Source organism: Pseudomonas sp. MWU16-30323, assembly GCF_020515595.1.
Classification (GTDB): Bacteria; Pseudomonadota; Gammaproteobacteria; order Pseudomonadales; family Pseudomonadaceae; genus Aquipseudomonas; species Aquipseudomonas yamanorum.
The window spans coordinates 1-19,829 of record NZ_JAIWYM010000052.1 but is presented as its reverse complement, the minus strand read 5'-3'; the positions used below and the strand labels follow the sequence as shown (position 1 = coordinate 19,829).

The following is a 19,829-nucleotide window of genomic DNA, read 5'->3' as shown; positions in this document are numbered from 1 at the left end:
GAAGAAACGGATATGTACCCGACAAACCAAGGGACACCACCATGCCGATGTTCAACAAAATCCTCATAGCCAACCGTGGCGAAATCGCCTGCCGCATCCAGCGCACCGCCCAATCCCTGGGCTACCGCACGGTAGCGATCTACAGCGAAGCCGACACCGAAGCCCTGCACGTCCAGATGGCCGACGAAGCCATCAACATCGGCCCCGCCCCGGTCACCCAGTCCTACCTGAACATCGAAGCCATCCTCAACGCCGCCCACCGCACCGGCGCCGACGCCATCCACCCCGGCTACGGCTTCCTCTCCGAAAACCCCGACTTCGCCCGCGCCTGCGCAAACGCCGGCCTGACCTTCATCGGCCCCAGCCCCGAAGCCATCGAATTGATGGGCAGCAAACGCCTTTCAAAAGTCGCCATGCTCAACGCCGGCGTCCCTTGCATCAAAGGCTACCAAGGCCCCGACCAGGACGACCCAACCCTGCAACAGCAAGCCGACCAAATCGGCTACCCGCTGATGATCAAGGCCAGCGCCGGCGGCGGCGGTCGTGGCATGCGCCTGGTGCACAGCCCAGACACCCTGCTGGAACACCTGCGCACCGCCCGCTCCGAAGCACAAAACGCCTTCGGCAGCGCCGAACTGATCCTCGAACAAGCCCTGATCGAACCCCGACACGTCGAAATCCAGCTGTTCGGCGACACCCACGGCAACCTGATCTACCTCGGCGAACGCGACTGCTCGATCCAGCGCCGCCATCAAAAGGTCATTGAAGAAGCCCCCTGCCCGGTCATGACCGGCGAACTACGCCAGGCCATGGGCGAAGCCGCCCTCAAGGCCGCCCGCGCCGTCAATTACGTCGGCGCCGGCACCGTCGAATTCCTTCTCGACCGCAACGGCAACTTCTACTTCCTGGAAATGAACACCCGCCTCCAGGTCGAACACCCGGTCACCGAACTGATCACCGGCCTCGACCTCGTCGCCTGGCAACTGCAGATCGCCGCTGGCCAGCCTTTGCCCCTGAGTCAGGACCAAGTAACCCTGAGCGGTCACGCCATGGAAGTACGCCTGTACGCCGAAGACCCGGCCCAGGGCTTCCTGCCGCAAACCGGCGACGTGCTGCGCTGGGAACCGGCGGCCGGTGTGCGCATCGATCATGGCGTGCTGGAAGGCCAGCGCATCACACCGTTCTACGACCCGATGCTGGGCAAGATCATCGCCCACGGCGCCACCCGTGAAGAGGCTCGGCGCAAATTGGTCAGGGCCGTGGAAGACTGCGTACTGCTCGGCGTATCCACCAACCAGCGCCTGCTGGCCAGCCTGCTCAAGCATCCCCGGTTTGTCGCCGCTGACTTCAGCACCGGCTTTATCGCCGAGCACTTCAACGACATCGCCCGAACCCACGCGACCCACGAAGAACTGGCCCTGGCCACCGCGCTGTTTTACCAACACAGCGCCAGCGCTCACGCCAATCCGTTATCCGGCTGGCGCAACAACGCCAGCGTGCCGTGGCGTTATCAACTGGCCGACCAGGATGAGCCCCGGGCAATCAGCCTCACTGTGCTGGCGGACAATTGCCTGCAGGTCGACCTGGATCAGCACGCCGTCGAAATACGCGACCTCACCACCGACGGACGCTGGGCCACTGCTGTTCTCAATGGCATTCGCCGTCGCATCGCCTACCACCTGCAAGGCACCCGGCTCTGGTTGCCAGGTGTGTGCATCGATAACCGCACACAGGCCGTTGCCACCCGCCAGACCGAGGCCAGCGACGGCACGGTCAAGGCGCCGATGGATGGGGCGATTGTCGAGGTACGGGTCAGCGAAGGCGATTCGGTCAGCAAGGGCCAGCTATTGCTGGTGCTGGAGGCGATGAAAATGGAGCACCCCCTCAAGGCCGGCATGAGTGGTGTGGTCAAGCGAATCCAGGCGGTTGCGGGAGATCAGGTCAGGATCCGTCAGATTTTGCTGGAGATCGAGTAAGCCCTGGGCGGAACTAGCAGGCTTGGCTACGCTCTATCCCCATCAGGACGGGAAGAGTACGGGAACCTGCGATGCCTCATTGGCTGATTATTGATCTTGAAGCCACAACGGATGAAGGCGGCTGGCCGGTGACCGAGATGGAAATCATCGAAATCGGCGTGAGCCTGGTCAACCGCCAGGGCCGTGAGCTGGACCATTTCCAGCGTTTCGTACGGCCGTTGCGCAGGCCGTTGCTGACGCCGTTCTGCCGCCAGTTGACCCACATCACCCAAGCGAATATCGATGCCGCCGCGCCGTTGAATGAGGTGTGGCCGCTGTTCGAACGCTGGCTCGGTCAACACCAGGCACGCCTGGAAGGCTGGGCGAGCTGGGGTGACTATGACCGCCAGCAACTGGAGCTGGAGTGGCAGCGTCATGGCTTGAGCAGTGTGCTGGGCCAGACGCCCCACGTGAACCTCAAGCAGCGCTTCGCCAAGGCCCGGCGCCTGGACAAGCCCCTGGGGCTCAACGGCGCGCTGCAACTGGCGGGCATGCAGTTCCATGGCCAACAGCATCGGGCGCTGGAAGATGCGCGCAACACCGCACGGCTGCTGCCGTTGATTTTGCCCGTGTAGAAGGCATACTGGCCGACCTTTCTTGACCCTTTTTCCGAGGATTCGCCCATGTTTAAAGTCAACGAGTACTTCGACGGCACCGTCAAGTCGATCGCTTTCGGCACTGCAGAAGGTCCGGCGACCATCGGCGTCATGGCCCCGGGTGAATACGAATTCGGCACCGCCCAGCGTGAAATCATGCACGTGGTGTCGGGCGCGCTGACCGTCAAGCTGCCAGACAGCACCGACTGGGAAACCTTCGCCGCCGGCAGCCAGTTCAACGTGCCAGCCAACAGCAAGTTCCAGCTGAAGGTAGCGGTCGACACCGCTTACCTGTGCGAATACCGCGGCTGATCTTTGCGCCGGCCATAAAAAAATGCCCGTCTCTTGCGAGACGGGCATTTTTCATTTCAGGGTTGCTTACTCCAGGACAGTCACCGGCATGCCGACTTCCAGGCGGCCCACCCCATCGTTGACCAGGTTCTGACCGAACATCACATCGCCCTCGTGCTCACGATAAGTCTTGAGGGTGGCCAGCGGTTCGCGGTCGGCACTGCGTTCGCCGCTCGCCGGGTCGATGGTGGTCAGGATGCAGCGTGAGCAGGACTTGACCACGCGAAACTCCACATCGCCAATCCGTACCCGCTTCCAGCCGTCCTCGGCAAACGCTTCGCTGCCTTCGATCACCAGGTTGGGACGGAAACGCAGCATTTCCATGGGCCGACCGACCCGTTGGGACAAGTCATCCAGGGACGCCTGGCCGATCAGCAGCAACGGAAAACCATCGGCAAAGGCGACCTTGTCATCGTCCTTGCCGTAGCCGGCCTCGGTGGTGCGCGCACGCGCCAGCGGCACTTGCACCAGGCGCGTGGGTTTGCCGATGAACTCGCTGACCCAGGCGCCCGCTTCATCACCGGCGTCGGGCACGCGCAAGGTGTCGCGCCAGATGGTCACGCCGCGCAACTCGGCCTCGCTGCCGGGCAGTGGCACGTCGAGGGCAGCTTGGCCTTCGGCGCTCAAGGTCAGGCCACCGGCGCTATTCCACAGCGCCGACAGCTGGCTCATTTTGGCCACGGCGCGCTGGGTCAGGAACCGCCCGCTGGCCTCGTCCACCAACATCCAGCGTCGATCCCCGTCGAGCCCGAGTGTGTCCAGGCCAATCTGCTGCAAGGTTTCACCCTTGCCGGACTTCAAGGGGTATCGGTACAACGCGCTGAGACGAAGCATGGGCCTGCATTCCTGAGGGGTAAAGCCGTCACCCTAAGCTCAAGCCGGTACTTCGTCCAGCATCAGGCGCTGACGCACCACGTCCACCAACTTGTCGGGCTGGAACTTGGAGAGGAAGTTGTCGCAACCGACCTTCTTCACCATCGAATCGTTGAAGCTACCGGACAACGACGTGTGCAACACCACGTACAGGCCACGCAGGCGCGGGTCGTTGCGAATCTCGGTGGTCAGGCGGTAGCCGTCCATCTCGGGCATTTCGGCGTCGGTGAAGATCATCAACAGCTTGTCGGTCATCACCTGGCCGCTGTCGGCCCACCCCTTGAGCATGTTCAGGGCCTTGAGGCCATCGCTGGCGATGTGCATCTTCACCCCCAACTGGCCGAGGGTGTCACGCAGTTGCGAGAGGGCGACGTTGGAGTCATCCACCAGCAGCACTTCACGGCCGCGGGCGCGTTCCAGCACCGGGTCTTCGAGTTTCTCGCGGGAAACCTTGGCGTTGTAGGGCACGATTTCGGCGAGGACTTTTTCCACGTCGATGATTTCCACCAACTGGTCGTCGACCTTGCTGATGGCCGTCAGGTAATGCTGGCGCCCGGCACTCGCCGGGGGTGGCAGGATTGCCTCCCAGTTCATGTTGACGATGCGGTCGACACCGCCCACCAGGAATGCCTGCACCGAGCGGTTGTACTCGGTGACAATAATGGTGCTGTTGGGCCCCGGAATCAGCGGACGCATGCCAATCGCCTGGGACAGGTCGATGACCGGCAACGTCTGGCCACGCAGGTTGACCACGCCGCAGACAAACGGATGGCGCTGGGGCATCAGGGTCAACTTGGGCAATTGCAGCACTTCCTGCACCTTGAACACGTTGATCGCGAACAGCTGCCGCCCGGCCAGGCGAAACATGAGGATCTCCAGGCGATTCTCACCCACCAATTGTGTGCGTTGATCTACCGTGTCGAGAATGCCGGCCATTAAAGACTCCTGGGTTTAGCGGATGGATAGTGCTGGTCACTGAAGAGGGTTATCGGCGGCAAACGCCGGACCTTGACCCCCCACTAAAATGCCATGCAAATCCATTGATGTCACACTGACATCATGCTTTACTGAGCCAGCTTCAACGCAACGCCCATCACCGCCGCCGCGTGACCATAAAGTCAGCGCGAGGTTCCCCTATGTAAGGGATTCCCCTATCCACAATCAGGACCAACCTGATATTCGCGATATCTAATAGCCATTAATGTGACGCCATTCTCATTGCATGAATGGAGTCAGGCTTTTGTTTGCTATCGCAAGCCCGCGGCCTACGGGTCGTCCAGAGACTTACGTCTTGGCAACCGAAGAAGTTGTGCGAACAACCCCGAAGATGATGGGGGGCCCGGACGAGCCTGATCGCCATTCAAATAAATGTCCTACTGAAAAGTCGGATCCGACCTACAGATCTTCGTCATATTTCAGCGGTAGTTTTACGCCATTCACCCGATGCGACATCTCATCATCCGACGGTATGTTATGGAGACTTGCATGATGAACGACGGCAAAGAGTGGCAACTTGCACTTCCCGAGTTCCTGCTCGAAGCGGAGATGTTGCTGGCCAAGTCTGAAGAATGCTTGAGCCACCTGCATTTGATCCGCAACGACAGCGACGCCATCGACTGCATGAAAGCCAGCCTGATCAAGCTCTCGGAAAAGTCAGAAGCCCTGGCCCTGCGGGCGATCAGCGAGTTTTCACGGCATATCCAGTACCTGATCAGCAATGCCGCCAGCCCTTTGCAGTTACATGATGAAGCACTTGATGCATTGCACAACTGTCTCACCTTGCTGGCCTGGCAGCTGGAGTTGATCGACACCAAAACCGGCAAACTCAGCCTGGATGAAACCGAACAAACCGTGTTGATTGCCACCGTCGTCCAACACATCCCGCAAAGCGACTTTGGCTACACAAAACAGCAGCGAATGCCCTACGCCTTTTGAGTCCTCTTCGCATTTATCCGGCAAAAATGTCGCAATCAATCACGGACTTATCCAAAAACGACAGCCCCAACTAATCACAAATGACGTAGTCGTTAGCCGAAAAATATCAATAAGCCACTAACGACAATACCGATACAAAACAACTTCAATGATACAACTCCCCCACTCTTTGAACTCCGGGACTCCCTCCCGAGGCGCAGCCGTGACTAATACGCCTCATCAAGCTCGTCCCCAGGCGACCAACGGTAATAGTGGTGGTACCATGCCCCGCTCGAAGTGACTCAACTTCATGATGCATATAAACGTGAAATGCGCCTCCTATGTACGCCAGCCTGAAGTCACTCATCGCAAGGTCCGTGTCCCGAAGCAATGCACGCAGGATGACCCTCGCGCTGTGCCTGTGTTCGTGCCTGCTTAGCCTGTGGGCTTATGCACGCTCGGCCGAGCTTCCTTTAGCCCTGCTGTTATTGAACCTGGCTACCCTGTTGGTGGTGGGCCTGCAACAGTGGCGCTCACGCAAGTCCATCAAGTTCCAGCCCCAGGAACTGGCCGAACGTCTGTTGCAGGTCCAGGAAAACGAGCGTCATCGCCTGAGCCGTGAATTGCACGACGATATCGGCCAACTGTTGACCGCCGCCAAGCTGCAAAGTGAATGGCTCAAACGCCGCCTGCCGGCAGACCTGCAAGGCCATTGCGCAGTGCTGTGCAACACCCTCAACGAAACCCTGGCCAAGGTGCAGGACGTGTCGGCCATCCTCAATCCTCGTCAGTTGGCGAGCCTGGGGCTGGAGGCGAGCCTGCGGGCGCACCTGCTCAAGACCCTGGAAAACACCCAGGTAAACTGGAGCCTGGAATGCCATCAACGGCTGACCGGCATCCCGGAAGAAATGGCCGTTGCCGCCTTTCGCGTTACCCAGGAAGCCGTCACCAACATGTTGCGCCATGCCCAGGCACGCAACCTGCTGGTGCGCCTGCAACGCCTGCCGGAAGGCCTGTCACTGTTTATCAGCGATGACGGCCTGGGCTTTTCGCCCGCCATCAACCCCGCCCAGGAAGGTCAACGGGGCATGGCTGGCATGTCCGAGCGGATTGATCAACTGGGCGGCACATTGTCCGTCAATAGCCGGCCAGGCTTTGGCACAAGGATTGAAGCGCTTTTCCCCTGGGCGCCCCGCGCCCTCGAACGGGCCAACCCCCATAAGGTGCTAGAGTGACGTGCAACTTACTCCTGGTGGATGACCACTCCCTGATCAGGGCCGGCGTGCGTGCGCTGGTCATGGATATTCCCGGCTACGCGGTGATCGGCGAAGCGAGCGATGGCGCCCAGTTGCTGGAGCGCTTCGACGCGCTGCAACCCGACATCGTGCTGCTCGACCTGTCGATGAAACACACGGGCGGGCTCGACGCGCTCAAGGAACTCAAGGGCGCCTACCCGAAGAGCAAAGTGCTGATCCTGTCGATGCACACCGACCCGGAGCTGATCATGTGCGCCCTGGAATCCGGCGCCCATGGCTACCTGCTCAAGGACACCACGGCCAACGAGCTGGAACACGCGCTGCTGGCCTTGCGCAACAACGAACGCTACCTGAGCCCGGCCATCGCCCACACGGTGATCAACCAGGCGCTGATCCGCAATCAGGCCCAGGCCAACCCGCCGCCCCACAGCCATAACCTGACGGCACGCCAGCTGGAAATCCTGCGTTTGATCGTGCGCGGCAAGTCCACCCGGGAAATCGCCCATGGCCTGGGTTTGAGCATCAAGACCGTGGAAGCCCACCGTTCGCAGATCATGAAGCGCCTGCAGATTTTTGATGTGGCGGGCCTGGTGTTGTTCGCGGTGCGCGAACAGATCATCAGCCTGGACGATTAGTCAGCAACGGCGAATCCGCCGGCAAATGCACCCGCAGCGCCTGGGGCAAGGCCGAAAAGTGCAAGTCATCACCCTGGAGCGGCTCGCCGTCCAGATTGATCGCCAGCCCTTCGGCGACCTTGATTTCGACCCAGGGCAAACGCGCCCGCACAAACATATTGTCCAGGCCCCAACCGTCCGTCATCAGGCTACGCAGGGTGCCGACCACTTCCTGGGGCGCCGGCAGAATGCTGATATCCAGTAAACCATCATCGGCCAGGGCGCCGGGGCACAGCACGTGACCGCCGCCGGCTTGGCGCCCGTTGCCGATGCCCAAGGCCAGTAGCTCGCCGCGCCAATGAAAGTCGGGCCCCTGCAATTCACCGTAGGCCGCACGCAACTCGCTGAAGCGTGACAGGCCGGTAAACAGATAGGCTGCGCCGCCGAGGACTTTCTTCAGGTCTTCAGAGGTGTTGGCGGTGACCTGGCTGCCAAATCCGCCGGTGGCCATATTAAGGAAGATCTGCCCACCCACCTCGCCCAGGTCGATGGCACGGGCCGGCGCGTCCAGCAGGTCCAGGGCCTGCCCGGGCTCCAGCGGCACACCGGCGGCGCGGGCAAAATCGTTGGCGGTGCCGAGGGGCATCAACACCAGGCTGGCCTCGGTCTTGGCCCGGGCCATGGCCTCGGCCACATCCCGCAGCGTGCCGTCACCGCCGCCGGCGATCAGCCGCGTGTAGCCATCGGCCAGGGCCTGATCGACAAACCGCTGGGCATCGCCGCCCTCCCATGTCACCCGCACGGCCAACTCCCAACCCTGCTCTCGCTTGCCCTGCACCGCCGCCCGCACATCTTCGTTGAGGGCTTGCTTGCCGTGCAGAATCAACAGTGCCTTGGGTGTGCTCATGGATGAATACTCCTGGGTTTAAGGTTCCTGAGGGATGTTGACCGTGGCCAATCGAAAAAAAGCCATCGAATGTAGAAATTAACCGGGGTTTGTAGCGTTTCTGACACTGATCAACTCGCACTGGGCAAAATCGACCTAGACTTGTACCTATTCCCATCCGACAAGGCCGTCGCACCATGATCACCCTGTCCGCCTTCCACTCCATGCTCATCCCCATCCTGACCGGCATGATCCTCCTGGCCATCGGCTTCAACTTCCGCGACAAAGCCATCGGTGTGTTCGGCATGTGGATCGGCATGCTGCTGATCCTCGGCACCGTGGTTTACAAGATCCTCGCCAAACTCGCGGAATGACAATCTCACTCGCATTGCACAGGACGGCCTCGTACACTCGGTCAATTCGTCGTTTTTAAGGTTGACCGCCTCGTGCTTGCCCGTCTGTTTGCCCTGCCCTGTTGCCTGTTTATCTGCCTGCTGACCCTGCTGCCCATGGCGCCTGCCCACGCCGTGAGCCTGCCGGGGCTGTTGGGCAGCAACACCAAAACCCAGCCGCAAGCCGACGTCCCGTTGGGCCAGTCCCTGGACGAGGTGATCAAGACCCTGGAGAACGACCAGCAGCGCACCAAGCTGCTGAGCGACCTGAAAAAACTCCGGGAAACCACACAAAAGGCCCAGCCCGCCGCCGAACTGGGTGTGCTCGGTTTGATCGGCGGCACCCTGTCGAGCCTGGAGCAACAGTTCTCCGGCGCCGACAGCCCGATCAATCGCTGGTCCAGCGAGTTCGACCAGGCCAAGGACGAGCTCACCGCACTGATGCTGCCGGCCAGTGAATGGCTGCCGATCATCTTTGCCTTTGCCATGATCCTGATGCTTTGGAGCCTGCTGGCCGCCGTGCTGATCTGGCTCAGCCATCGGGTGCGCGAGCGCTTCGGCCTGACCGAAGAACTGCCCCAACACCCCAAGACCTGGGACCTGTTGCGCTTCGCCCTGCGCAAGCTCGGCCCATGGCTGATCGCGCTGGTGATCACCGTCTACATGAGTTACGCACTGCCCTCGTCCCTCGGCAAATCCCTGGCGATGGTGCTGGCCTACGCGCTGGTGGTGGGCACCTGCTTCTCGGCGATCTGCGTGGTCGCGTTTTCCGTGCTGGACGGCCCGCACCGCCACCGCGCGCTGTACATCCTGCGCCACCAGGCCTTCCGGCCGCTGTGGCTGATCGGCAGCTTTGCCGCCTTTGGCGAGGCCGTCAGCGACCCGCGCCTGGCCGAGAGCCTGGGCCAGCACTTGTCCCATGTCGCCGCAACCATCGCCAATGTCATGGCCGCGCTGTCCACTGGCGTGTTCATCCTGCGTTTCCGCCGGCCCATTGCGCACCTGATCCGCAACCAGCCGCTGTCCCGCCGCCTGACCCGCCGCGCCCTGAGCGACACCATCGAGATCGTCGGCACCTTCTGGTACCTGCCGGCGTTGCTGCTGGTGGGCATCTCGCTGTTCGCCACCTTCGTCTCCGCCGGCGACACCAGCACCGCCCTGCGCCAGTCGTTGTTGTGCACGGTGTTGCTGGTGCTGTGCATGGTGATCAACGGCCTGGTGCGCCGCCACTCCCTCAAGCCCCAGCGTGGGCACAAACGCCATGCGCTGTACTCCGACCGCCTGAAAAGCTTCGTCTATACCCTCGCCCACCTCGTGGTGTGGCTGGTGTTTATCGAACTGGGCCTGCGGGTCTGGGGCCTGTCGCTGATCCGCTTTACCGAAGGCGATGGCCATGAAATCAGCGTCAAGCTGTTCGGCCTTGCCGGCACGTTGCTGTTCGCCTGGCTGATCTGGATCCTCAGCGACACCGCGATCCACCACGCCCTCACCCGCTCGCGCAAAGGCCTGGCCAATGCGCGTGCGCAGACGATGATGCCGTTGATCCGCAACGTGCTGTTCGTGACCATTTTCATCATTGCCGCCATCGTCGCCCTGGCGAACATGGGCATGAACGTCACGCCGCTGCTGGCGGGTGCCGGTGTGATCGGCCTGGCCATCGGCTTTGGTGCGCAGTCGCTGGTGGCAGACTTGATCACCGGCCTGTTCATCATTATCGAAGACTCCCTGGCGATTGATGACTACGTGGATGTCGGCGGCCACCTGGGTACGGTCGAAGGCTTGACCATCCGTACCGTGCGCCTGCGGGACATCGACGGGATCGTGCACACCATCCCGTTCAGTGAGATCAAAAGCATCAAGAACTACTCCCGGGAATTCGGCTACGCGATCTTCCGGGTGGCGATTCCCTACAACATGGAAATCGACGACGCCATCAAGCTGATGCGCGACGTTGGGCAGAAGATGCGCAACGACCCGTTGCAGCGGCGCAATATCTGGTCGCCGCTGGAGATCCAGGGCGTAGAAAGTTTCGAGTCCGGCAGTGCGATTCTTCGCGCCCGCTTCAAGACCGCGCCGATCAAGCAGTGGGAGGTTTCGCGGGCGTTCAACTTGTCGCTCAAGCGTCACCTCGATGAAGCCGGGCTGGACCTGGCCACCCCGCGCTTGAGCGTGCAAGTAGTGACAGCGGCGGGAGGCGTGCAGGAGAAAGAATAAGCGCGGCCCGGACGACGTCAGGATCAACAACAATAATCATGGAGAGTCCTTATGCGTTTGACCGGTCTTACACACCAATGGGTATTCGGCCTGCTGTGCGGTGTCGCCAGCAGCGCGGTCATCGCCGCCAGCAGCGGCCAGGACAGTGCCCGCGAAGAAATCGCCGCCCAGGCGAAAGTACTGGAACCGGCCTTGCTGGAAACCCGGCGCGACCTCCACGCTCACCCTGAACTGGGCAACACCGAAAAGCGCACCGCGGAGCTGGTGGCCAAGCAATTGCGGGAGATGGGGCTGGAGGTCAAGACCGGCGTCGCCCGCACCGGCGTGGTCGCGATCCTCAAGGGCGCCCTGCCCGGCCCTACCGTTGCCCTGCGCGCCGACATGGATGCGCTGCCGGTCAAGGAAGTGTCCGACCTGCCCTTCGCCTCGAAGGCCAAGGGGGTGTACCTCGATAAAGAAGTCTACGTGATGCACGCCTGCGGCCACGACGCCCACACCGCCATCCTGCTGAGTACAGCGAAAATCCTGACGGGCATGCGTGATCGTCTGCCGGGCACCGTGGTGTTTTATTTCCAGCCGGCTGAAGAAGGCCCGAGCGACTTTATCCCCGATGGCAAGAACACCTGGGGCGCGAAGATGATGGTGCAGGAAGGGGTGATGAAATCGCCCAAGCCGGATGCGGTGTTTGGGCTGCACGTGTGGGCCGGTGTGCCTGCGGGGCAGATTGCCTATCGGCCGGGGCCTACCCTGGCGAGTTCGGATGACCTGCGGATCAAGATCCTGGGCAAGCAGACCCATGCGGGGCGACCGTGGGATGGGATTGATCCGATTACTGTCGGGGCGCAGTCCATCGTTGGGTTGCAGACGGTGGTGAGCCGGCGTACGGATATTTCTTCGTTTCCGTCGGTGGTGAGTATTGGCACCATCAACGGGGGGACGCGGTACAACATCATTCCTGAGTCGGTGGACATGAGTGGGACCATTCGCTCTTACGACTATGGCATTCGCCAGAAGCTGCATGCGGATGTGCGGCAGACCGTCGAGAAGATTGCCGAGAGTGGTGGGGCGAAGGCTGAGGTGACGATCATTGAGAAGTACGATCCGACCATCAACAACCCGGCGCTGACCGAGAAGATGCTGCCGAGTTTGCGTTGGGCGGCGAAGGGGGATGTGGTCAACGCCCCGCTGGTGGGTGGCGCTGAGGACTTCTCGTTTTATGCCAAGGAAGCGCCGGGGTTGTTTGTGTTTCTGGGGGTGACGCCTAAGGATCAGGATATGAGCAAGGCGGCGCCGAATCATAATCCGGGGTTCTTTGTGGATGAGTCGGCGTTGGTGGTCGGGGTTCGGACGTTGGCTTCGTTGGCGACGGATTATTTGTATGCCAATGCGGGGGATTGAGGGTATATCCGTTATTTAGGTAACGGCCGCTTAGGGTTCCGCTCTTACAGCGGCTCACTTTTGAAAAGCGCAAAAGTAAGCAAAACGCTCTTGCCCCACCACTCGGCACCTCGCCTAGGCTCGGTGTGCCCTCACTCCGGCATTACTCCGCGGGCCGCCGCGACGGGGCGTCCCTGCCCCGTCGCGGCTAAACCGGCGTCCTGCCGGTTTACCCGCTCCGTACTGCCTGCGTTCGGCCAGCGTGGTTTAACGGGGCGCCTAAGATCAAGATCAAGATCAAAAGCAAGAGCACAGCGGCCTCCCGGCCGGCTTGAGTGTTTAAAAGCCAAATCAAAAGCTAAAGCGGGCACGGTCAAATGTGGGAGCTGGCTTGTCGGGTCGCCGCATCGCTGCGATGGCATCAACTGGGTGCATCTGGAAGACCGAGTTGTCTGCATCGCAGGCAAGCCAGCTCCCACAGAAAAGCAGCTTTGTTTTCGCTCTGGATCTTGCCTCTGCTTTTAACACTCAAGCCGGCCGGGAGGCCGCTGTGCTCTGCTTTTGATCTGCTTTTGATTTTGATCTGCGGGCCCCGTTAACCACGATGGCCGCAAGTAGGCACGGTGGAGCGGGTAAATCGGCAGGGAAGCCGATTTAGCCGCGCCGGGCCATGGATGGCCCGTCGCGGCGGCCCGCGGAACCGGGCCGGAGTGCGGGCATGCCGAGCCTATGCGAGGCACCGAGTGGTGGGGCAAAGACCTTTTGGTTACTTTTGGGGCGTTTGCCAAAAGTGACCCGCTGTAAGAGCGGAACCATAGGCGGCCGTTACCTAAATAACGGATATGTACACAGAAAACCCGTCAAACCACATCTACCCCCACATGAATCGCATCATGCCGCCAAAACTCCAGATCACAATCAATCAACCGCTCATGCTGATCATAATTAACCCGGGCAATCCGCAACCCCGGACTCCCCACCGACACCCTCAACGCCGCAGCCGCCTCAACCTGCAATGACGTCGGCACAATCTCAAACCGAACCCGCCCGTAGTGCAAGTCATACACCCGCGCATACAACTCCGTAATCGACTGATTCAAATCACACTCCAAAATCCCCGGAAAATACTGCGGGTTCAAATAGTGCTCCACATACAACACCAACCGCCCATCAATCCTGCGCCCCCGGCAAATCTGAATCACACTGGACAACGCCGGCAACTGCAACCACGCACACACCGCCGCCGAAGCCGGCTGCAACCGCGCCGAAATCACCTCGGTCGACGGCACCCGCCCCTGCGCACTCACCATCGCGTGAAAATGGCTGCGCTGCATCAGGTTATAGGCAAGCCTCGGCGGCGACACAAACCACCCCCGCCGCTCCTCGCGATAAATCTGCCCTTGGGCCTCAAGTTGTAACAAGGCTTCCCGCACCGTGATCCGGGTGGTACCAAACAACTCGCTCAGCTTGCGCTCGGCCGGCAGCTTACTGGCAGGCGCCAACAAGCCATGGTCGATCTGCTCTTGCAGCGCCAGGCCAATGGTTGTCACCGCCTTGGTTGCCTCATCACGCATCAACGTTACCTATCTGGACTAGACCAGCACTATTCAGGTGCACAAAACGCCCTTTAAACGCGCCTCTGCTATTGCGTGCAAGCCTAGGCATTGCACATGACCGACAGATGACAGCGCCTCGCGACGTTCTGCCACAAGACCTGCAATACATCGGCCAAGTCCAAGGCTTCCGGGCGGTTTGGCATGGTCTACGCTTACCCGGCAACCCCTCGTCCAGGCCAACAAAAAACGACATCGACATGAAACTGTCATCCGGCGCGCCTAAATTGGCTCGTGTATTGCTGACCTAGACCAACACCACCGCAAACGTCGATAAAAACGCAGCGTTGAAAACGCCCAAAGGAGCTTCGGATGAAACAGCTTTTCCTGGCATCACTGTTAGGCTCGACCATTGCCATGTGCACCGCCGCCATGGCTGCTGATACCGATCTAAAAACCCTCGAAGCCGCCGCGAAAGCGGAAGGCGCGGTCAACAGCGTCGGCATGCCCGATGACTGGGCCAACTGGAAAGGCACCTGGGACGACCTGGCCAAGATCTATGGCCTCAAGCACATCGACACCGACATGAGCTCGGCCCAGGAAGTCGCCAAGTTTGCGGCAGAAAAAGACAACGCCAGCGCCGACATCGGCGACGTCGGTGCAGCCTTCGGCCCCATCGCGGTGAAACAGGGCGTTACCCAACCGTACAAGCCAACCACCTGGGCACAAGTCCCGGATTGGGCGAAAGACAAAGACGGTAACTGGGCCCTGGCCTACACCGGCACCATCGCGTTTATCGTCAGCAAAAAGCTGCTGCACGGCTCCGAAGCCCCAAAAAGCTGGGCTGACCTGAAGACCGGCAAATACAAGGTGTCCATCGGTGACGTGAGCACCGCCGCCCAGGCTGCCAACGGCGTACTCGCCGCCGCACTGGCCAACGGTGGTGACGAGAAGAACATCCAGCCTGCGCTGCTGATGTTCGCTGACATCGCCAAGCAAGGTCGCCTGTCGCTGGCCAACCCGACCATCGCGACCATGGAAAAAGGCGAAGTGGAAGTGGGCGTGGTCTGGGACTTCAATGGCCTGAGCTACAAGGCCAAGATGGCCAACCCGGATGACTACGTGGTGCTGATTCCGTCGGACGGCTCGGTGATTTCCGGCTACACCACCATCATCAACAAATACGCCAAGCACCCGAACGCCGCCAAGCTGACCCGCGAATACATCTTCAGCGATGCCGGCCAGACCAACCTGGCCCGTGGCAACGCGCGGCCGATTCGTGCCGAACACCTGACCTTGCCAGCCGACGTACAGGCCAAGCTGCTGCCTAACGAGCAGTACAAGAAAGTAACGCCGATCAAAGACGCCGACGCTTGGGAGAAGACCTCCAAGGCACTGCCGCAGAAGTGGCAGGAAGAAGTCATCATCAATATGCAATAAGGCTTAGCACGCCCATTTAAGTGGAACGCGGTCAGTGTGGGAGCTGGCTTGCCTGCGATAGCGGTATGACATTCAGCAGTATTGTCGACTGACACACCGCTATCGCAGGCAAGCCAGCGCCCACATTTGATCCGGTTCCAACCGAAAAACCGAGTCAAGCCTATTTGTTGCGGAGCCCCAGCCCCTATGAAGCACAACGTCATCCTTGTCGTGCTCGATGGCCTGAATTACGAGGTTGCCCGACACGCCATGGGGCACTTGCAGGCCTATATCGGCGCAGGACGCGCAGCACTGTACAAACTGGAATGTGAACTGCCGGCCCTGTCGCGGCCTCTGTACGAATGCATCCTCACCGGCGTCCCGCCGATCGAGAGCGGCATCGTCCACAACAACGTCTCGCGCCTGTCCAACCAGCGCAGCATTTTCCATTACGCCACCGACGCCGGTTTATCCACGGCGGCGGCGGCTTATCACTGGGTCAGCGAGCTGTATAACCGCTCCCCGTTCATCGCCGCCCGGGATCGTCATACCAGCGACCCGGCCCTGGCGATCCAGCACGGGCATTTCTACTGGAATGACCATTACCCGGACTCGCACCTGTTTGCCGACGCCGAAAGCCTGCGCCTCAAACACGCGCCGAATTTCCTGGTGGTGCACCCGATGAACATCGACGATGCCGGCCACAAGCACGGCCTCGACACCCCGCAATACCGCAACAGCGCACGCTCGGCCGACATCATCCTCGCCGACTACCTGCAAGGCTGGCTCGACGCCGGTTACCAGGTGCTGGTGACCGCCGACCACGGCATGAATAACGACCGTTCCCACAACGGCCTGCTGCCGGAAGAACGGGAAGTGCCGCTGTTTGTGCTGGGTGATGCCTTCAGCCTCGACACCCATGCCACACCCAAGCAAACCGAGCTGTGCGGCACCGTCTGCGAGCTGCTGGGTGTACCCCACGACAAACCTGTATGCCGGGAGCTGTTGAAGTGAATTCAGTGATCCGCGGCAAATGGCTGGCCGCCTTGTGCCTGGTGCCCTTCGCCCTCTTCTTTATCGTGTTCGAGATCGCCCCGCTGGTGTGGGTGATGATCAGCAGCGTCCAGTCGGAAGAGTTCGGCTGGGGCCTGGCCAACTTCAGCAAGATCTTCAGCTCGAAGTTCTATATGCAGGCGATCCAGTACAGCCTGGAAATCAGTTTCTACTCCAGCGTATTCGGGATCATCATCGCCGTGCTGGGCAGCTACTCGCTGCGCCGGGTGGACGGGCGGCTGCGCAATTTCGTGACCGCGTTCGCCAACATGACCAGCAACTTCGCCGGCGTGCCCCTGGCCTTCGCGTTCATCATCCTGCTGGGGTTCAACGGCAGCATCACCATCATGCTCAAGCAGGCCGGGATCATTCAGGACTTCAACCTGTACTCCAAGACCGGCCTGATCATCCTTTATACCTACTTCCAGATTCCCCTCGGCGTGCTGCTGCTCTACCCGGCCTTTGACGCGTTGCGTGAAGACTGGCGCGAGTCTGCTTCATTGCTGGGCGCGGACGGTTGGCAGTACTGGCGGCATATCGGTCTGCCGGTGCTGACCCCGGCGCTGCTGGGCACCTTCGTGATCCTGCTGGCCAACGCCCTCGGCGCCTACGCCACGGTGTACGCACTGACCACCGGCAACTTCAACGTGCTGCCGATCCGCATCGCGGCGATGGTCTCCGGCGACATCTCCCTGGACCCGAACATGGCCAGCGCCCTGGCCGTGGTGCTGGTGGCGCTGATGACCGTGGTGACCGTGGTCCATCAACTGCTGCTCAAGAGGAGCTACCATGTCTCGCGCTGAACCTGGCTCGGCCGCCCTCTACCACCGCGTAGTGGTGTACCTGTTGTTTGCGATCCTCGTGCTGCCGTTGCTCGGCACCCTGGTCTACTCCATCGCCAGCAGTTGGTCGGCAACCATCCTGCCGTCCGGCTTTACCTTCAAGTGGTACCTCCAGCTGTGGAGTGACCCGCGCTTCCTGAATGCCTTCGGCCAGTCATTGCTGGTGTGCGTCGGCGCGTTGATCTTGTCGGTGGTGCTGATCCTGCCGCTGCTGTTTGTGGTGCATTACCACTTTCCGAAACTCGACGCGCTGATGAACATCCTGATCCTGCTGCCCTTCGCGGTGCCGCCGGTGGTGTCGTCGGTGGGGCTGTTGCAGCTCTACGGCTCGGGGCCGTTTGCGATGGTGGGTACACCGTGGATCCTGATCGGTTGCTACTTCACCGTGGCGCTGCCGTTCATGTACCGGGCGATCACCAACAACCTGCAAGCGATCAACCTGCGGGACCTGATGGACGCCGCCCAACTGCTCGGCGCCAGCACCTTCCAGGCCGCGTTCCTGGTGGTACTGCCCAACCTGCGCAAGGGCTTGATGGTGGCGTTGCTGCTGTCGTTCTCGTTCCTGTTCGGCGAGTTCGTGTTCGCCAACATCCTGGTGGGCACCCGCTACGAAACCCTGCAGGTGTACCTCAACAACATGCGTAACAGCAGCGGCCACTTCACCAGTGCCCTGGTGATCTCCTATTTCTTCTTTGTGCTGGTGCTGACCTGGGCCGCCAACATCTTGAACAAGGACAAAAGCCAATGAGCTTCGTCAGCGTCCAACACCTGCAAAAAGGCTACGCCGGCACGCCGGTCTTCAGTGACATCAACTGCGAAATCGCCAAGGGCGAATTCGTCACCCTGCTCGGCCCGTCGGGCTGCGGCAAGTCGACCCTGCTGCGCTGCATCGCCGGCCTGACCTCGGTAGACAGCGGGAAAATCCTGCTGGACGGCCAGGACATCGTCCCGCTGAGCCCGCAGAAACGCCATATCGGCATGGTGTTCCAGAGCTACGCGCTGTTCCCCAACATGACCGTGGAACAGAACGTCGCCTTCGGCCTGCGCATGCAGAAGGTCAATGCCGACGACAGCCACAAACGCGTGCAGGAAGTGCTGCAACTGGTGGAACTCAAGGAACTCGCCGGCCGTTACCCGCACCAGATGTCCGGCGGCCAGTGCCAGCGCGTGGCCCTCGCCCGCTCGCTGGTGACGCGCCCGCGCCTGTTGCTGCTGGATGAACCGCTGTCGGCCCTCGACGCACGGATTCGCAAGCACCTGCGCGAACAGATTCGCCAGATCCAGCGCGAGCTGGGCCTGACCACCATCTTCGTGACCCATGACCAGGAAGAAGCCCTGACCATGTCCGACCGGATCTTCCTGATGAACCAGGGCAAGATCGTGCAGAGCGGCGATGCCGAGACTCTCTACACCGCGCCGGTGGATGTGTTCGCCGCCGGATTTATCGGCAACTACAACCTCTTGGACGCCGACAAGGCCAGCAAACTGTTGCAGCGCCCGATCACCGGGCGCATCGCCATTCGCCCGGAAGCCATTGAACTCAGCCGCAGCGGCGAGCTGGACGCGCTGGTGCGCAGCCACAGCCTGTTGGGCAACGTGATTCGCTACCGCATCGAAGCCCGTGGGGTGGAACTGGTGGTCGATGTACTCAACCGTTCGGCCGACGATCTGCACCCGGACGGTCAGCGATTGGCACTTTCCATCGACCCAAGTGCGTTGTGTGAAGTAGCCTGACGCACGATTTATTTGAGAGAGCGTGACTGATGGCTTTGGTAATTTTTGATCTGGACGACACCCTGATCCACGGCGACTGCGCCACCTTGTGGAGCGAGCAGATGGGCCGACTGGGCTGGGTGGATGGCGAGTCGTTCATGCGCAAGAACGACGAACTGATGGCGGCCTACAGCCGCGGTGAACTGGCCATGGAAGACTTCATGGATTTCAGCCTGGAGCCGATGATCGGGCGCACGCCGGAAGAGATCGAGCACCTTGTTGAGCCGTGGGTGGAAGACGTTATCGAGCCGCTGATCTACAGCGAAGCCACCCGGACCATCGCCCAGCATCGCAAGAACGGCGACCGGATTTTGGTGATCTCGGCGTCGGGGACGCACCTGGTCAAGCCGATTGCGGCGCGTATCGGCATTGATGAAGTGTTGGGGATCGAGTTGGACGTTGCTCATGGGGTGTACAGCGGCAAGACCACGGGGGTACTGACGTACCGCGAAGGCAAGATCACCCGCCTGATGGAATGGCTGGAGCAGGAGGGTGAGCACCTCGACGGGGCGTACTTCTACTCGGATTCGCGCAATGATTTGCCGCTGTTGCTGAAGGTGGAGAACCCGCAGGTGGTGAATCCGGACCCGGTGTTGCGGGCGCATGCTGAGAAGGCTGGGTGGCCGATTCATCATTGGGTCTGACGTTTTGCGCTGGTTTGAGGTGAGTACATATCCGTTATTTAGGTAACGGCTACTTAG

Annotated in this window: 18 protein-coding genes and 1 pseudogene; 15 read left to right on the top strand and 4 right to left on the bottom strand. The window is 60.8% G+C overall.

Annotated elements, in window-relative coordinates; genetic code table 11:
• The first annotated feature begins 41 nt into the window (after nt 1-41).
• The 3 genes from LIY45_RS29630 to LIY45_RS29620 all read left to right on the top strand — a co-directional run bounded on the left by LIY45_RS29630 (nt 42) and on the right by LIY45_RS29620 (nt 2,923).
• Nucleotides 42-1,976 carry an acetyl/propionyl/methylcrotonyl-CoA carboxylase subunit alpha gene (locus LIY45_RS29630; RefSeq protein ID WP_226478533.1) on the top strand — a complete coding sequence of 645 codons (1,935 nt, stop codon included), beginning with the start codon at nt 42-44 and terminating at the stop codon, nt 1,974-1,976.
• Nucleotides 1,977-2,047: 71 nt separating this feature from the next.
• Nucleotides 2,048-2,590: an exonuclease domain-containing protein gene (locus LIY45_RS29625; RefSeq protein ID WP_017479491.1), complete on the top strand. Its 543-nt coding sequence runs from the start codon at nt 2,048-2,050 to the stop codon at nt 2,588-2,590.
• Between the two features lie 48 nt (nt 2,591-2,638).
• On the top strand, nt 2,639-2,923 hold the full coding sequence (locus tag LIY45_RS29620; RefSeq protein WP_003183665.1) for a pyrimidine/purine nucleoside phosphorylase: 285 nt from the start codon (nt 2,639-2,641) through the stop codon (nt 2,921-2,923).
• A gap of 66 nt (nt 2,924-2,989) precedes the next feature.
• Here LIY45_RS29620 and LIY45_RS29615 read toward each other — a convergent pair whose 3' ends face one another.
• Complete coding sequence (locus LIY45_RS29615) at nt 2,990-3,796, bottom strand: MOSC domain-containing protein (RefSeq protein WP_226478531.1); 807 nt, start codon at nt 3,794-3,796, stop codon at nt 2,990-2,992.
• Between the two features lie 39 nt (nt 3,797-3,835).
• Nucleotides 3,836-4,771, bottom strand: a complete 936-nt coding sequence (locus LIY45_RS29610; protein WP_017479493.1) for a chemotaxis protein CheV — start codon at nt 4,769-4,771, stop codon at nt 3,836-3,838.
• Nucleotides 4,772-5,323: 552 nt separating this feature from the next.
• On the opposite strand from LIY45_RS29610, the gene LIY45_RS29605 reads away from it, so the two are divergent.
• The 3 genes from LIY45_RS29605 (at nt 5,324) to LIY45_RS29595 (ending at nt 7,640) form a co-directional block, all read left to right on the top strand.
• Nucleotides 5,324-5,770: a hypothetical protein gene (locus LIY45_RS29605; protein WP_032869063.1), complete on the top strand. Its 447-nt coding sequence runs from the start codon at nt 5,324-5,326 to the stop codon at nt 5,768-5,770.
• 320 nt (nt 5,771-6,090) lie between these two features.
• Nucleotides 6,091-6,984: a histidine kinase gene (locus LIY45_RS29600; protein ID WP_226478529.1), complete on the top strand. Its 894-nt coding sequence runs from the start codon at nt 6,091-6,093 to the stop codon at nt 6,982-6,984.
• The gene (locus tag LIY45_RS29595) at nt 6,981-7,640 is read left to right on the top strand and encodes a response regulator transcription factor (protein WP_226478528.1); all 660 of its coding nucleotides are present in this window, start codon (nt 6,981-6,983) and stop codon (nt 7,638-7,640) included. Before LIY45_RS29600 ends, LIY45_RS29595 begins: the two co-directional genes overlap by 4 nt.
• On the opposite strand, the pseudogene yegS reads toward LIY45_RS29595, so the two are convergent.
• Nucleotides 7,602-8,526, bottom strand: a pseudogene (gene yegS / locus LIY45_RS29590) (lipid kinase YegS); the annotation flags it as partial. The gene LIY45_RS29595 and the pseudogene yegS sit on opposite strands and share 39 nt — an antisense overlap.
• 176 nt (nt 8,527-8,702) lie before the next feature.
• On the opposite strand from yegS, the gene LIY45_RS29585 reads away from it, so the two are divergent.
• The 3 genes from LIY45_RS29585 to LIY45_RS29575 all read left to right on the top strand — a co-directional run bounded on the left by LIY45_RS29585 (nt 8,703) and on the right by LIY45_RS29575 (nt 12,509).
• A complete protein-coding gene (locus LIY45_RS29585; protein WP_017479498.1) occupies nt 8,703-8,879 on the top strand; it encodes a hypothetical protein in 177 nt (58 codons plus the stop codon).
• A gap of 72 nt (nt 8,880-8,951) precedes the next feature.
• A complete protein-coding gene (locus LIY45_RS29580) occupies nt 8,952-11,111 on the top strand; it encodes a mechanosensitive ion channel family protein (RefSeq protein ID WP_226478524.1) in 2,160 nt (719 codons plus the stop codon).
• A gap of 51 nt (nt 11,112-11,162) precedes the next feature.
• Complete coding sequence (locus LIY45_RS29575) at nt 11,163-12,509, top strand: amidohydrolase (protein WP_226478523.1); 1,347 nt, start codon at nt 11,163-11,165, stop codon at nt 12,507-12,509.
• 839 nt (nt 12,510-13,348) lie between these two features.
• On the opposite strand, the gene LIY45_RS29570 is transcribed toward LIY45_RS29575, so the two are convergent.
• Nucleotides 13,349-14,062 carry a UTRA domain-containing protein gene (locus LIY45_RS29570; protein ID WP_010166446.1) on the bottom strand — a complete coding sequence of 238 codons (714 nt, stop codon included), beginning with the start codon at nt 14,060-14,062 and terminating at the stop codon, nt 13,349-13,351.
• Between the two features lie 351 nt (nt 14,063-14,413).
• Here LIY45_RS29570 and LIY45_RS29565 point away from each other — a divergent pair, with 351 nt between their 5' ends.
• The 6 genes from LIY45_RS29565 (at nt 14,414) to LIY45_RS29540 (ending at nt 19,772) form a co-directional block, all read left to right on the top strand.
• Nucleotides 14,414-15,481, top strand: coding sequence for an ABC transporter substrate-binding protein (locus tag LIY45_RS29565; RefSeq protein ID WP_226478522.1), 1,068 nt, complete (start codon nt 14,414-14,416; stop codon nt 15,479-15,481).
• A gap of 186 nt (nt 15,482-15,667) precedes the next feature.
• Nucleotides 15,668-16,474 carry an alkaline phosphatase family protein gene (locus LIY45_RS29560; RefSeq protein ID WP_093207685.1) on the top strand — a complete coding sequence of 269 codons (807 nt, stop codon included), beginning with the start codon at nt 15,668-15,670 and terminating at the stop codon, nt 16,472-16,474.
• Nucleotides 16,471-17,316: an ABC transporter permease subunit gene (locus tag LIY45_RS29555; RefSeq protein ID WP_226478521.1), complete on the top strand. Its 846-nt coding sequence runs from the start codon at nt 16,471-16,473 to the stop codon at nt 17,314-17,316. The genes LIY45_RS29560 and LIY45_RS29555 overlap by 4 nt, the downstream gene beginning before the upstream one ends.
• Nucleotides 17,303-18,103, top strand: a complete 801-nt coding sequence (locus LIY45_RS29550) for an ABC transporter permease (RefSeq protein WP_017479505.1) — start codon at nt 17,303-17,305, stop codon at nt 18,101-18,103. Before LIY45_RS29555 ends, LIY45_RS29550 begins: the two co-directional genes overlap by 14 nt.
• Nucleotides 18,100-19,089, top strand: a complete 990-nt coding sequence (locus tag LIY45_RS29545) for an ABC transporter ATP-binding protein (RefSeq protein WP_003219745.1) — start codon at nt 18,100-18,102, stop codon at nt 19,087-19,089. The genes LIY45_RS29550 and LIY45_RS29545 overlap by 4 nt, the downstream gene beginning before the upstream one ends.
• Before the next feature lie 29 nt (nt 19,090-19,118).
• Nucleotides 19,119-19,772 (top strand): HAD family hydrolase, encoded by a 654-nt coding sequence (locus LIY45_RS29540; protein WP_003219744.1) that lies wholly within the window; start codon nt 19,119-19,121, stop codon nt 19,770-19,772.
• Nucleotides 19,773-19,829: the final 57 nt, after the last annotated feature.

Coding starts and splice junctions, on each gene's coding strand:
- LIY45_RS29570 (WP_010166446.1), bottom strand. CDS start 14,062: ATGCGTGATGAGGCAACCAAGGCGGTGACAACCATTGGCCTGGCGCTG.
- LIY45_RS29605 (WP_032869063.1), top strand. CDS start 5,324: ATGAACGACGGCAAAGAGTGGCAACTTGCACTTCCCGAGTTCCTGCTC.
- LIY45_RS29540 (WP_003219744.1), top strand. CDS start 19,119: ATGGCTTTGGTAATTTTTGATCTGGACGACACCCTGATCCACGGCGAC.
- LIY45_RS29620 (WP_003183665.1), top strand. CDS start 2,639: ATGTTTAAAGTCAACGAGTACTTCGACGGCACCGTCAAGTCGATCGCT.
- LIY45_RS29575 (WP_226478523.1), top strand. CDS start 11,163: ATGCGTTTGACCGGTCTTACACACCAATGGGTATTCGGCCTGCTGTGC.
- LIY45_RS29615 (WP_226478531.1), bottom strand. CDS start 3,796: ATGCTTCGTCTCAGCGCGTTGTACCGATACCCCTTGAAGTCCGGCAAG.
- LIY45_RS29585 (WP_017479498.1), top strand. CDS start 8,703: ATGATCACCCTGTCCGCCTTCCACTCCATGCTCATCCCCATCCTGACC.
- LIY45_RS29600 (WP_226478529.1), top strand. CDS start 6,091: ATGTACGCCAGCCTGAAGTCACTCATCGCAAGGTCCGTGTCCCGAAGC.
- LIY45_RS29565 (WP_226478522.1), top strand. CDS start 14,414: ATGAAACAGCTTTTCCTGGCATCACTGTTAGGCTCGACCATTGCCATG.
- LIY45_RS29560 (WP_093207685.1), top strand. CDS start 15,668: ATGAAGCACAACGTCATCCTTGTCGTGCTCGATGGCCTGAATTACGAG.
- LIY45_RS29610 (WP_017479493.1), bottom strand. CDS start 4,771: ATGGCCGGCATTCTCGACACGGTAGATCAACGCACACAATTGGTGGGT.
- LIY45_RS29550 (WP_017479505.1), top strand. CDS start 17,303: ATGTCTCGCGCTGAACCTGGCTCGGCCGCCCTCTACCACCGCGTAGTG.
- LIY45_RS29625 (WP_017479491.1), top strand. CDS start 2,048: ATGCCTCATTGGCTGATTATTGATCTTGAAGCCACAACGGATGAAGGC.
- LIY45_RS29545 (WP_003219745.1), top strand. CDS start 18,100: ATGAGCTTCGTCAGCGTCCAACACCTGCAAAAAGGCTACGCCGGCACG.
- LIY45_RS29630 (WP_226478533.1), top strand. CDS start 42: ATGCCGATGTTCAACAAAATCCTCATAGCCAACCGTGGCGAAATCGCC.